General features: G+C 71.3%; 10 protein-coding genes and 1 tRNA gene. 1 reads left to right on the forward strand and 10 read right to left on the reverse strand.

All coding sequences use genetic code 11. The features are described 5' to 3' along the window. Window positions 1–37: 37 nt before the first annotated feature. On the reverse strand, window positions 38–943 hold the full coding sequence (locus ACX114_RS26085; protein ID WP_459288844.1) for an MsnO8 family LLM class oxidoreductase: 906 nt from the start codon (window positions 941–943) through the stop codon (window positions 38–40). A gap of 3 nt (window positions 944–946) precedes the next feature. Continuing rightward, window positions 947–2,212, reverse strand: a complete 1,266-nt coding sequence (locus ACX114_RS26090) for a lanthionine synthetase LanC family protein (protein ID WP_459288845.1) — start codon at window positions 2,210–2,212, stop codon at window positions 947–949. A gap of 197 nt (window positions 2,213–2,409) precedes the next feature. Here ACX114_RS26090 and ACX114_RS26095 point away from each other — a divergent pair, with 197 nt between their 5' ends. Continuing rightward, window positions 2,410–3,303 carry an efflux RND transporter periplasmic adaptor subunit gene (locus ACX114_RS26095; RefSeq protein WP_459288847.1) on the forward strand — a complete coding sequence of 298 codons (894 nt, stop codon included), beginning with the start codon at window positions 2,410–2,412 and terminating at the stop codon, window positions 3,301–3,303. A 110-nt stretch (window positions 3,304–3,413) separates the two neighbouring features. Here the strand turns inward: ACX114_RS26095 and ACX114_RS26100 are convergent, their stop codons facing one another. The 8 genes from ACX114_RS26100 to gap all read right to left on the reverse strand — a co-directional run bounded on the left by ACX114_RS26100 (window position 3,414) and on the right by gap (window position 11,822). Continuing rightward, window positions 3,414–4,814: an MBL fold metallo-hydrolase gene (locus ACX114_RS26100; protein ID WP_459288849.1), complete on the reverse strand. Its 1,401-nt coding sequence runs from the start codon at window positions 4,812–4,814 to the stop codon at window positions 3,414–3,416. A gap of 5 nt (window positions 4,815–4,819) precedes the next feature. Continuing rightward, window positions 4,820–7,033, reverse strand: coding sequence for a peptidase domain-containing ABC transporter (locus tag ACX114_RS26105; RefSeq protein ID WP_459288851.1), 2,214 nt, complete (start codon window positions 7,031–7,033; stop codon window positions 4,820–4,822). After that, window positions 7,026–7,973 carry an efflux RND transporter periplasmic adaptor subunit gene (locus tag ACX114_RS26110; protein ID WP_459288853.1) on the reverse strand — a complete coding sequence of 316 codons (948 nt, stop codon included), beginning with the start codon at window positions 7,971–7,973 and terminating at the stop codon, window positions 7,026–7,028. The genes ACX114_RS26105 and ACX114_RS26110 overlap by 8 nt, the downstream gene beginning before the upstream one ends. A 136-nt stretch (window positions 7,974–8,109) precedes the next feature. Continuing rightward, window positions 8,110–8,191, reverse strand: a tRNA-Leu gene (locus ACX114_RS26115). An 85-nt stretch (window positions 8,192–8,276) separates the two neighbouring features. After that, entirely contained in the window at window positions 8,277–8,675 is a 399-nt protein-coding gene (secG, locus tag ACX114_RS26120; RefSeq protein ID WP_459288855.1) for a preprotein translocase subunit SecG, read from the reverse strand. Between the two features lie 85 nt (window positions 8,676–8,760). Next, entirely contained in the window at window positions 8,761–9,522 is a 762-nt protein-coding gene (gene tpiA / locus ACX114_RS26125) for a triose-phosphate isomerase (protein WP_459288857.1), read from the reverse strand. A 36-nt stretch (window positions 9,523–9,558) separates the two neighbouring features. Beyond that, window positions 9,559–10,752 (reverse strand): phosphoglycerate kinase, encoded by a 1,194-nt coding sequence (locus ACX114_RS26130; RefSeq protein WP_459288858.1) that lies wholly within the window; start codon window positions 10,750–10,752, stop codon window positions 9,559–9,561. Between the two features lie 56 nt (window positions 10,753–10,808). Beyond that, on the reverse strand, window positions 10,809–11,822 hold the full coding sequence (gene gap / locus ACX114_RS26135; RefSeq protein WP_459288860.1) for a type I glyceraldehyde-3-phosphate dehydrogenase: 1,014 nt from the start codon (window positions 11,820–11,822) through the stop codon (window positions 10,809–10,811). Between the last annotated feature and the right edge of the window lie 2 nt (window positions 11,823–11,824).

Genomic DNA, 11,824 nt, shown 5'->3' on the forward strand with positions numbered 1-11,824 from the left:
GATAGAGGGGCGCGCCACGGCTTGAGAAGACGTGCGCTCAATCTTCCTCGGCCGGGTCCGCGTTGAGTCCAAGGCTCTCGGAGAGAAGCGCGTAGCACTCCCGGCGCGTGGCGGCATCCGGGGCCTGATCCAGGAAGACGAGCTCCTGTGTGCCGTAACGATGGGCGAGAGCCTCAAGCTGCTCCCGGCACTGCCGCGGGTCTCCGATGACCGGGGTGACGTCGCCGTTCTTGATGCCGGAGGCACCCGCCCGCCGCCGCGCCTCCGCCTCCGTTGGCGCGCACAGGCCCGTCACCGCGAGGACGGCCTGGGGTTGGGGCTGCTCGGGCCGGGGGCGGAACTCGGAGCGGTAGACGTCGAGAACGCTGGGGTCGTCCCGGCTCGACACGTGCGCCAGCGAGTAGCCGAAACAGGTGCCGTGTCGCGCCGCCAGCTGTGCGGTGAAGGGCCGTGCCGCGCCCAACAGCCAGACGGGAGGCGCGCCCGGAGGATGGAATGCGAGGGGGGACTCGCCCCGGAGCAACTCCAGCAACTGCGCCACGCGGCGCGGGTACTCCTCGCTCACCTCCTCCATCGAACGCGTGTCGCAGCGCATGGCCGCCATGACGGACGGCTCGGCCCCTCCCGCGCCCACGCCCAGGTCGATGCGATCCGGGAAGAACGTCTCCATCAGCCGGAACGCCTTCGCCACCCGCATCGGGCTGTGCAACTTCAGCAGGATGCCCGCGACCCCCACGCGGATGCGCTCCGTGCTGCCAGCAATGAGCGCCGCCAGCATGTCCGGCGCGTGGTGGGCGGCGGTGAGCTCGTGGTGCTCGGCCAGCCAGTAGCGCGAGAAGCCCAGGGCCTCCGCGTGCTGGGCCAACTCCACCGATTCGTAGAGGGCCGCGCGGGGCGTGGCGCCCTGGCGCAGGGAGCAGAAGTCGAGGATGCCCAGCCGCATGGATCAGGCCTCCGTCTTCGCGGGCGGCCGCGGCTGGAGGGACATGAGGAGGCACTCGTCCCAGTCCGGCTCCTGGTCGGTGGCACCCGCCAGCAGCGCGAGCGCGATGCCCGCGGCGCCGAACTGGAGGTTGTCGTCGGGCCGCTTCGGGTCCTGCTGGAAGCAGTAGCCTCCGGGGCCCTGCCCGGGCTGGCGCAGCGCCAGGGTGTGCTCGAACCAGCGCACCGCGGCCTCCTCGAAGATCGGGCGCCCCGTCGCGTGGAAGAGGCGCGTGAACAGCAGCGCCGTGCCGGCCGTGCCGCAGCACAGGTTCGCGCTGCGCCTGGGCACGAAGGGCGGCCGCTCCAGTCCCTCCCGCGCCACGGCCTCCGCCCACGCGAGCGCACGGACCTGCCAGTCCGCGTGTCCCCACGCTCGCGCCGCCCACCACAGCACGGCGGTGATGCCGGGCGTACCCACGCACCAGCTGAAGCGTGCGTCCACGACGGGCGCGTCGCCGTGCAGGTAGTGGGGGAAGCCCGGGTGCTCCCCGGAGCCCGCGAGGTTCGCCATCCACGCGAAGCCGCCCTCGAGCAGAGCTCCCACGCGCTCGCGCGCGATGCCGTGCGCGTGGAGCGCGCCCAGGAGGGCCAGCGCGCCCGGCATGCCGTGCGCCACGCCCACCGTGTACACGCCCCGGGGGAACGCCCGGGGGTCGCCATAGAGGCGCAGGTAGTTTGGAGGCATGGGCCAGCGGAGCCCCTGCGCGGTGGGCTCGGCGGTCTCCTCCAGGAGCGTCACCATGCGCTCCAGCAGTTGGGGCGTGGACGGGGTGCGCGGGCGCTCCAGCGCGTACAGGCCCAAACCCGCTAGCCCGTCGCGGAGGTCGCAGGGGTGGGGCCAGGGGCGCAGCTCCAGTTCGCTGGCGATCGCCTCGTCCACCGGCCCGCACACCTCCTCCACGTCCAGGTCGGGGTGGCGCGCCGACAGACGGGCGGCCACCCAGCCCAGCCCGGCCAGACCTCCGTGAAGGCCGACCTTCGTCCGTTCGGCCCGGAGGAACCCTTCCGCGGAGAGCTGCAGGTGCTGCCCCACCTTGTCGAGCAGGTCGATGTCCAGCGCCCGGCCCGCGGACTCGAAGAAGAGGGCCAGCCCCGCGTCTCCCTTCGCGAGGTCCGGCGGTCTGCTCACGAGCGGCGCGCGGGCCAGGTCCTGGACGATGGCCTCGGCCGCCTCCAGGGCGCGGGCCCGCGTGGGGCCGGAGAGCACGGGCTTCCAGGCGTTGCTCATGGATGTCGATCCCGGTGGACGCCCAGGGCCCCGCTTGCGGAGGAGCCGAGCGAAAGCCGCGCATTCTTCCCAGCTTCGCGGGCCCGTACAACCCTGCCTCCCGCGCACCGCGTGCCCTGGGGAAGGTGTGCCGGGCGGAGCCGTGGGCTACAGTCCGCGAGGACGGCGCACCTTCAGGACGCAGGGTGGAGAAGCACGTGACGAGGAGCGGCAGGGCGTGGGCGTGGGTCGCGACGGGCGTGGTGCTCCTGGGCCCGTGCGGCGCGCTGGCGTCGTCCCCCGAAGAGGCGCGGGAGCCGGCACGGGTGCTGGCGGCGTCCCGGCCGCTGCTGGGGGTCGTGGTGGCCAGCCAGGTGCTGGACGTCGTCTCCGAGGTGGAAGGACGGCTGAGCGAGGTGAAGGCGCGCCTGGGAGACCGGGTGGAGGCGGGCCAGGTGCTGGCCACGCTGGATCCGGAGCCGCTGAAGCTGGAGCTGAGCGCGCGCCAGGCCAACGCCCGGGCCGCAGGGGCCGAGCATGCGCGGGCCACCCTCCTGCTCGCCCAGGCGAAGCAGAAGCTGCAGCGTGAGCAGCGCATCCGCGAGCACTCGGCCGCCGAGGCCCTGGAGGCGGCGGAGAGCGCCGTGGCGCTGGCGGAGGCCGACCTGACGCTGGCCCAGGCCCGCCTGTCGGAGGCGCAGACGCGGCTGGCCCAGGCCGAGCGCGACGTGGCCCAGGCGCGCATCCGCGCCCCCTTCGCCGGCATCATCACCGAGCAGTACCTCACGCCGAACATGCGCGTGGGCCGTGCCACGCCGCTCTTGCGAGTGGTGAGCGACGACCTGCGGCTGCGCTTCGCCGTCCCGGAGACGCTCGCCCCCTCCGTGCGCCCCGGCCTCCCCGTGCGGGTGCGCCTGGCCGCGGTGGACGTGGAGCTGGCGGGCACGGTGGAGCGGCTCGCCCCGGAGGTAGACCCGGCCTCGCGGCACCAGAAGGCGGAGGCCGTGCTCACCGTCCCGGCCGCACTGCGCGCCCGGCTCTCCAGCGGCCTGCTGGCGGAGGTGTTCCTCCAACCTCCCGCCGAGACGCGGACGAGCGGCACCCACCGCTGAAGGCGCCGGGCCGTCAGCGCCCGGGCCCGCGCTCCAGCACCAGCCGGCCCCACTCTCAACCTCCCACCGAGGCGCGAATGAGCGGCACCCATGGCTGAGGCACCAGTTCTTCAGCGCCCGGGCCCGCGCTCCAGCACCAGCCGGCCCCGCTCGAAGCGGGCCACGTCGCCGGGCGTCCAGTCCACCACCTCGGTGGTGGCGCCACGCCGCGCCAGATGCTCGCGCACCCGCGCGTTGCAGGCCGCCTCGGAGGGCTCGCCGTCGCCCCACCCCACATCGGTAATGGGGCGGCCCACGCCCTCGAAGCCATTGGCGTAGGGCAGGAAGTAGCGCGCCCCGGAGAGCGCGCACAGCTCCGCCACACCCTCGGGCCCAGCCGTGGAGCTGCGCAGCCGTCCGGCTTGGTGATCCGCGTAGAGCCCGCGCAGCCGCTCCCAGGGAAGCGTGGCCCAGTAGTGGCTCAGGTCCCCGAAGAAGGGGGCGAGGAACTCCCGCTGACATGCCAGCACCACGTCCACCGGCCCGTGCGCCTCGCGCGAGCGCGCCACCACCTCCGCCATGCGACCCGCCGGGTCGTCCCCGGCGTCCACCAGAACCAGGCACGAGAAGTCCCCGGTGTCGAAGCGGTAGCAGTTGCCCCAACTGCGCAGGCCCTCGGGGAGCGGCGGCCCGTCCGGCGCGGGCTGCTCGCCGTGGAAGGGCAGCACGTCCACCCGGAGGTCGCCCACGCGCCGGGACTCCCCCCACGCCGGAGTCTGGACGGCCTGCCCGCATGCCTCCAGCACCTGGGAGAAGTCCTGCGGGGTGAGCAGGTTGACGCGAGGCACGCGGGGCACGAGCACGGGGGTGTCCTGCCGCAGCAGGTGGGCCAGGAGCGACGGCACATGCCAGTGGTCCACGTGGCCGTGGGTGATGGCCACCGCGCCCAGGACCTCCGGAGCCAGGTTGCCCGGCACCGAGCCGATGTGCCGCAGCCGGCGCTGGAGGGGAATGGGGTCCACCAGCACCGACGTCGTCCGCGAGCACACGAGCAGGCTGGCATGCTCGCGGCGGTAGAGGCCCGGTCCGGACGGCTCCGGCCAGGGCGCCTCGGGTGGGGTGGCGCGAAAGAGCGTGGCCTCGAAGCTCTCCGCGTCGAAGGGCCACGCCTCGCGCACCTCGTCCACAGTGTCCGCGCGCGAGACCGCGCGCAGGAAGTCCGCGACGACAGGCACGGCCTCCGGCTCCAGCGGCGTGCTCCAGCGCGACTCGCCCTGCTGGAGCACCCACCACCAGGGGCCGGGCGCCGGGAACAGCACCCCGTCGTCCACCAGCGGCCCGCCGTCCTCCACGGCCCCGGGGCGCAGCAGGGGCCGCCCCAGCTTCGCGTTGGCGTCCTCCAGCAGGCGCCGCGAGGCGCTGGGCTCGAAGCCCCGCCGCAGCAGCCCCTGGAGCAGCTCCGTGAAGGGCAGCGCCCCCCCGTGCTCGGGCAGCGGGGTGAGGTCCACGACGACGTCCGGAGCGAAGCGCATGCCCTTCAGCCCACCGCTTTCCGAGGGCCCTCCTGGGCGGACACCAGCTCGAAGTACTCGCCCCGGCGCTCCATCAGCTCCGCGTGCGTGCCACGCTCCACCAGCCGGCCTCCGTTCATCACCAGGATGAGGTCCGCGTCGCGCACGGTGCTCAGCCGGTGGGCAATCACCACGCGGGTGCAGCGCAGCTCCGCGATGGCGTCCTGCACCGCGCGTTCCGTCTTCGCGTCCAGCGCGTTGGTGGCCTCGTCCAAGAGGAGGATGGCGGGGTTGCCCACCAGGGCGCGCGCCAACGCCATGCGCTGCCGCTGGCCTCCTGACAGCGACGAGCCCATCTCACTCAACACCGTCTCGTAGCCCATGGGCATGGCGGAGATGTCGTCGTGGACCTGGGCGCGCTTCGCCGCCGCCTGCACGGTCTCCAGCGGGAGCTGCGGGTCCGCGTAGGCGATGTTGCGGCGGATGTCCCCGCGGAACAGCGACGGGTTCTGAAGCACCACGCCCATCTGCCGGCGCAGCTCCTTCAGGTCCATCTCCGCCAGCGGCACGCCGTCGAAGCGGATGGATCCGGACGAGGGCAGGTACAGCCCCAGCAGCAGGTGCGCCAGGCTGGACTTGCCGGCCCCGGACGCGCCGACGATGGCCACGAACTGCCCCGGCTCAATGGTGACGGACACGTCCTGCACGACCTGCGGTGAGTGCACCCCGTAGCGGAACGACACGTTCTCCACCTGGATGCGGCCCTGGAGCGTGTGGGCGCGGTGGCGTGTCCCGGGCACCTGCTCGGGAGGGGCCTGCAGCACGTCGTCCACGCGGGTCAGGTAGCTGCGCACCAGTTGGAGCTGGAAGGCCGTCGTCACCAGGTTGGAGACGGGCAGCAGGAAGCCCGCCGCCAGGGCGTTGAGCGCCAGCATCTCCCCCATCGTGAGCTGGCCCTCCATGACGAGCAGGGCCCCGGTGCCCATCACCACCAGCGGAGACGCCATGCGCAGCGTGCTGGTGATGGACTCGGTGAGGGCCTCCAGCCGTCCGCGCTCCAGCGACACGTTGAGCACGTCCACGTAGAGGTTGGACCAGTGCTGCACGGCCTTGTCCTCCAGCCCCAGCGCCTTGAGCGTCTGGATGCCGGAGAACACCTCCACCTGGTAGTTCTGCGCGGACGCGCTGACCTCCAGGTTCTTCGCCATCAGCTCCCGCTGCCGGCGGCTGGCGAAGACGAAGACGAGCACCTGGAGCAGCGCCAGGCCGAACACCAACGCGCCCATCCGGGGACTGCCGGCCAGGAGCAGGCCCAGGTAGAGCAGCACCAGGCTGCCGTCCAGCAGCGTGGAGAGCGCGCCCGACGTCAGCATCTCCCGCACGGTGGCGTTGCTGTTCAGGCGGTTCATCAAGTCGCCCGCCGAGCGCAGTTGGAAGAAGGTGAAGGGCAGATGGACCAGGTGGTCCAGGAAGCCGAGCGTCAGCCGCGCGTCCAGGTGCGTGCGCAGCTGCAAGAGCAGGTGCGCGCGGACGAACGAGGACAGGAACTGGAAGACCACCAGCGCCGTCATGCCTGCGGCCAGCGTGGCCAGGAGCGGCGTGTCTCCGCTGGGCACCACCCGGTCCACCACCGCCCCAGTCAGCGAGGGCAAGGCGAGCGCGAAGAGCTGCAAGAGCAGCGACATCACCGCCACCCGCAGCAGCGCGGGACGCTCCTGGAGCAGCAGGTGCAGGTAGCGGCGCGACCCCTGGCGGGGCGCGGACGTTTCGAAGGTCTCCGAGGGCTCGAAGAGCAGCGCCACGCCGGTGAAGGCCTTGCGGAACTGCTCCAGCGGCACGCGGCGCCGGCCGAAGGACGGGTCCACCACGTCCACGCCCTGGCGCGCCAGCCGCTCGAAGACGACGAAGTGGCGGAACTCCCAGTGCAGCACCGCGCCGGGCGTCAGCAGCTGGAGCTGATCCATGTCCACCTGCACCGCGCGGCTCACCAGCCCGAAGCGGCGCCCCGTCTCCAGCAGCGTGCGAGCGCTGATGCCCCGGGTGGTGAGCCCCGTGGCGGCGTGCACTTCGTCCAGCCCCACGTGCCGGCCCCAGTAGCCCAGCACCATGGCCAGACACGCCGCGCCGCAGTCCGTGGACGCGAGCTGCGCCACGTAGGGAATGCGCCGGCGGCCCAGCCGGTCACCCAGGCGGCCCAGCGCGGGGAAGCGCTCGAAGAACGAAGGAGAGGGTTCAGCCACGGTGTTTCCCGAGCAGCTCCAGCACCGGCAACAGGGTCACCCAGCCATTGCGCGCGCGGACCCGCACCCAGGCCTGGCCGGGCATGCCGGTGAAGTAGGCGTAGGTGTCCTCGCTCGTGTTGAAGGTCTCGGAGGGCAGCTTCGCCTCCACCAGCACCAGCGGGCCATCCGTCACGGTGAGGGCGTCCTTGAGGCCGGGGCCCAAGAGGCGCCGCACCTCGGCCGGCCCCACCAGGTCATCGCTGACGGAGGCCACCTCCAGCATCTGGTAGGAATAGGGAAAGCCGGTGAGCTCCAGCCGCAGCGGCTGGCCCGGGCGCAGGAGCGGGCGGTACTGGCCGGGCAGGAGCGCCACCGCCCACGTCTCCGCGCCGTCGCGAGCCAGCGAGGCCACCACCTCGCCCGGCTGGAGGAACTGCTGCTCGCGCACGCGCACCTCGCCAACGCGGCCGTCGCACGGGGCCTTGAGCACGCGCTCGGACATGCGCGCCTCACTCAGCTCAAGCTGGGCGCGCAGGCCCGCCAGCGCCTGCCGAGTCCCCGGGTTTGCCGGCTCCAGGAGCCACGCGGCGAGCTGTGAGCGGAACTCCTGATCCACCCGCTCCCGCTCGGCGGTCTCGCCGCCCGCGTACAGCTCCACCAGCGGCTGGCCCGCGCGGACGCGCTCGCCACGGCGAACCAGCACCCGGCTGACGCGGCCGCCCTCCGTGGAGGTGACTTCTTCCAGTCCCTTGACGCGCACCAGCACCGGGCCGCGCGCGTAGTCGTTGATTTCGACGAGGGACAGACCCACACCGCCCACCACCACCAGCGCCACGAGGACCCACCACGTCGCGTGGATCCATCCCGGCATCAGGCGCAGCAGGTCGCCCCGGGCCTCAGGGCGGGCATGGTGCTCCAGGGCTTCTTGCCGGAAGACGTTGCGAGGTGAATCGCTCATGGCTGCTTCATCCGCCGCGGACGATACCGGCAGGCTCCGCTGCCATAAAGCAGCGGGCGGTGCGCATCGCCAGGAAGCCCGGGCCTGAAACGACAAAAGCCCCCGAGTCTTTCGACTCGGAGGCTCTTGTTCGGAGTGCCCAGGGCGGGATTCGAACCCGCACACCTTTCGGCGCCACCCCCTCAAGATGGTGTGTCTACCAGTTCCACCACCTGGGCGTTTCGGCGGGGTCGATGTACCGGACCCCGTGGATTCACGCAACAACCATTTCAACGGTCGCGTGAATCCGATGCTTCCTGACGACTACGGCGCGGGCGTCGGCGCGGGAGCCTGCTGGCCCTCCGCCGGCGGCGTCGCGGAACGCTCCTGCTCCACCGCTCCCGGAGCGGCAGGAGCCGGCGTCGTGGCGCCCGGGGTCGCCGGGGCCGTCTTCGCCGGGGGCGCCGCCACGGAACCACCCGCGGCCACCGAACCGCGCAGGCCCACGAAGGACAGGCCCAGCGAGGTCAGGAAGAACAAGCCGGCGCAGACGCCCGTCAGCTTGCTCAAGAAGGTCACCGCGCCGCGCCCACCGAAGGCGCTCGTCGCGGCGCCGCCACCGAGGGCGGAACCCATGCCGGCGTCCTTCCCCGGCTGCAGCAAGATGACGAAGATCATGAACACGCAGAGCAGGACGTGCACGATCGTGAAGAAGGTCAGCATGGGTGTTCCCAACGCTCCGTGAAAAGAGGGCGCAACCTACACAAAGTGGTCAACGGGTGACAACTTCTAACGGGAGCGACCGGCTTCAGCCCGCCGCCTTCACGATGGCCACGAAGTCCGCCGCCTTGAGGCTCGCTCCCCCCACGAGCGCCCCGTCCACGTCCGGCTGGCCCAGCAATTCCGCCGCGTTGTCCGGCTTCACGCTGCCGCCGTACTGGATGCGCACCCGCTCGGCCGTCCCCTCGTCGTACATCCGGGTCAGCAGGCCCCGGATGGCCGCGTGGACCTCCTGGGCCTGCGCCGTGGTCGCCGTCCGGCCCGTCCCGATCGCCCAGACCGGCTCGTAGGCCAGGACGAAGGTCGCCACGTCCGCCCCGGAGAAGCCCTCCAGCGCGCCGCGCACCTGGCGCTCCACCACCGTCAGCGTCTGGTTCGACTCGCGCTCGGCCAGCGTCTCGCCCACGCAGACGATGGGCGTCATCCCGGCGGCCTTCACCGCCTTGGCCCGCTTGTTCACCGTGGCGTCCGTCTCACCGAAGAACTGCCGGCGCTCCGAGTGCCCCACGATGACGTAGGCGCACCCCAGCTCCGCCAGCATCGGCGCGCTGATCTCGCCCGTGAAGGCGCCCGAGGATTCCCAGTGGCAGTTCTGCCCCGCCAGCTGGAGGGGCGCCCCCTCCAGCGCGACGTGCAGGGGCTGCAACGCCACGAACGGGGGCGCGATGGCCACCTCCACCTTGTCGCCCAAAGCCGCCACCGCGCCGCGAAGCTCCCGCACCAGCGCGAGCGCTTCCGGCACCGTCTTGTTCATCTTCCAGTTGCCAGCGACGATCTTCCGACGAGCCATCGTGGTGTCTCCCCCGGTGTGTACCGCGTGGGTGCCCTACTTCGTCTCCAGCGCCTTGATGCCCGGCAGCGGCTGACCTTCCAGGAACTCCAGCGACGCGCCGCCGCCCGTGGACACGTGGCTCATCTTGTCCGCGTAGCCCATCTGCTCCACCGCCGCCGCGCTGTCGCCGCCGCCAATCACCGTGACGGCGTCCTTGTTGATGGACATCGCCGCGGCCACCGAGCGCGTGCCTTCCGCGAACTTGTCGACCTCGAAGCGGCCCATGGGCCCGTTCCAGATGACCGTCTTCGCGTCGCGGATGCGCTGCGTGTACATCGCGCGCGTCTTGGGCCCGATGTCCAGGCCCATCATGTCCGCGGGCACCACCTGATCCGGCGTCTCCTGCACCGGGCCCTTGCCGTCCGGGTCCGCGCAGACGATGTGGTCGATGGGCAGCACCAGCGGCGTCTTCAGGCGCTTGGCCGTGTCCAGCAGCTTCGCCGCCAGCGCCAGCTTGTCGCCCTCCTCCACCCGGCTCTTGCCCACTTCGATGCCCTGCGCCTTCAGGAAGGTGTACGCCATGGCGCCGCCCACGAGCAGCGCGTCCACCTTGGGCAGCAGGCTCTCGATGACCTTGATCTTGTCGCTCACCTTGGAGCCGCCCAGGATGGCCACGAAGGGCTTCTGCGGGTTGCGCAGCACCTTGTCGCCCAGGTACTCGATCTCCTTGCGCATCAGGAAGCCGGCCGCCTTCTCCTTCACGAAGGGCACCATGCCGGCCGTGGACGCGTGCGCGCGGTGCGCCGTGCCGAACGCGTCGTTGACGTAGACGTCCGCCAGCGCCGCCAGCTCGCGCGCGAAGGCCTCGTCGTTCGCCTCCTCCTCCTTGTGGAAGCGCAGGTTCTCCAGGAGGAGCACCTGCCCCGCCTTCAGGTCGTTCACCTGCTTCTTCACGTTGTCACCCACGCAGTCGTCCGCGTGGATGACCTCGTGCTTGCCGCCCAGGAGCTCCGCCAGCTTCTCCGCGACGAGCACGGTGGACAGCTTGGGGTCCGCCCCCTTGGGCCGACCGAGGTGGGACGCCAGGATGACCTTGCCGCCCATCTCCAGCGCGCGCCGGATGGTGGGCAGCGCCTCACGGATGCGGGTGTCGTCGGTGACGCGGCGCCCCTCCAGCGGGACGTTGAAGTCCACGCGGATGAAGACGCGCTTGCCGGTCAACTGCAGGTCATCAATGTAGCGGATCATCTTGGGTGTCCCTTGTGCCTGTCTCGGTCAGCCTGGGGTGCCGGTGCGGGGAGGCTTTACGCCACGCCCTTGGACACGAGGAACTTCGCCGTGTCGACCATGCGGTTGGAGAAGCCCCACTCGTTGTCGTACCAGGCCATGACCTTGAGCATGTTGTCGCCCATCACGAAGCAGTTGGTCGCGTCGAAGATGGCCGAGTGCGGGTTGCCGTTGTAGTCCACCGACACCGTCTGCGCGTCGCTGAACTCCAGCACGCCCTTGAGCGCGCCGTTGGCGGCGGCCTTCATCGCGGCGATGACCTCTTCCGGGGTGACCTTCTTGGTGGTGTTCACCGTCAGGTCCACCAGGGACACGTTCGGGGTGGGGACGCGCACGGAGATGCCGTGCATCTTGCCCTTGAGCGACGGGATGACCTCACCGATGGCCTTCGCGGCGCCGGTGCTGGTGGGGATCATGGAGAGCGCGGCGGCGCGGGCGCGGCGCATGTCCTCGTGGGTGAGGTCCAGGATGCGCTGGTCGTTGGTGTAGCTGTGCACCGTCGTCATCAGGCCCTTCTCGATGCCGAAGTTGTCCACCAGCACCTTGGCGATGGGCGCCAGGCAGTTGGTGGTGCACGAGGCGTTGGACACGATGTGGTGCTTGGCCGGGTCGTAGTCGTTGTGGTTGATGCCGTACGCGATGGTCATGTCCGGGCCCTTGGCCGGCGCGGAGATGATGACCTTCTTGGCGCCCGCGGCCAGGTGCTTGGCGGCGGCGTCACGGGCCGTGAAGCGGCCGGTGCACTCCATCACCACGTCCACGTTCATGTTCTTCCAGGGCAGCGCGGAGGGGTCCTTCTCCGCGGTGACGGCGATCTCCTTGCCGTTCACGACGATGCCCTTGTCCGTGTGCGAAACCTCACCCGGCCACGTGCGGTGCACGGAGTCGTACTTGAACAGGTGGGCCAGCGCCGACGGCTTGTCGAGGTCGTTGATGGCGACGATCTCGAGGTCTTCCTTGCGGCTGAGCGCGGCGCGCAGGATGCAGCGACCGATACGACCGAAGCCGTTGATGGCGAGCTTGATGGCCATGG

Source organism: Corallococcus sp. M7 (genome assembly GCF_054512695.1).

What these genes read in the sequence shown, in the direction of transcription:
- ACX114_RS26130 (WP_459288858.1), bottom strand. Translation starts at nt 10,752, where the DNA reads ATGATCCGCTACATTGATGACCTGCAGTTGACCGGCAAGCGCGTCTTC.
- ACX114_RS26100 (WP_459288849.1), bottom strand. Translation starts at nt 4,814, where the DNA reads ATGCGCTTCGCTCCGGACGTCGTCGTGGACCTCACCCCGCTGCCCGAG.
- gap (WP_459288860.1), bottom strand. Translation starts at nt 11,822, where the DNA reads ATGGCCATCAAGCTCGCCATCAACGGCTTCGGTCGTATCGGTCGCTGC.
- ACX114_RS26110 (WP_459288853.1), bottom strand. Translation starts at nt 7,973, where the DNA reads ATGAGCGATTCACCTCGCAACGTCTTCCGGCAAGAAGCCCTGGAGCAC.
- ACX114_RS26085 (WP_459288844.1), bottom strand. Translation starts at nt 943, where the DNA reads ATGCGGCTGGGCATCCTCGACTTCTGCTCCCTGCGCCAGGGCGCCACG.
- tpiA (WP_459288857.1), bottom strand. Translation starts at nt 9,522, where the DNA reads ATGGCTCGTCGGAAGATCGTCGCTGGCAACTGGAAGATGAACAAGACG.
- ACX114_RS26090 (WP_459288845.1), bottom strand. Translation starts at nt 2,212, where the DNA reads ATGAGCAACGCCTGGAAGCCCGTGCTCTCCGGCCCCACGCGGGCCCGC.
- secG (WP_459288855.1), bottom strand. Translation starts at nt 8,675, where the DNA reads ATGCTGACCTTCTTCACGATCGTGCACGTCCTGCTCTGCGTGTTCATG.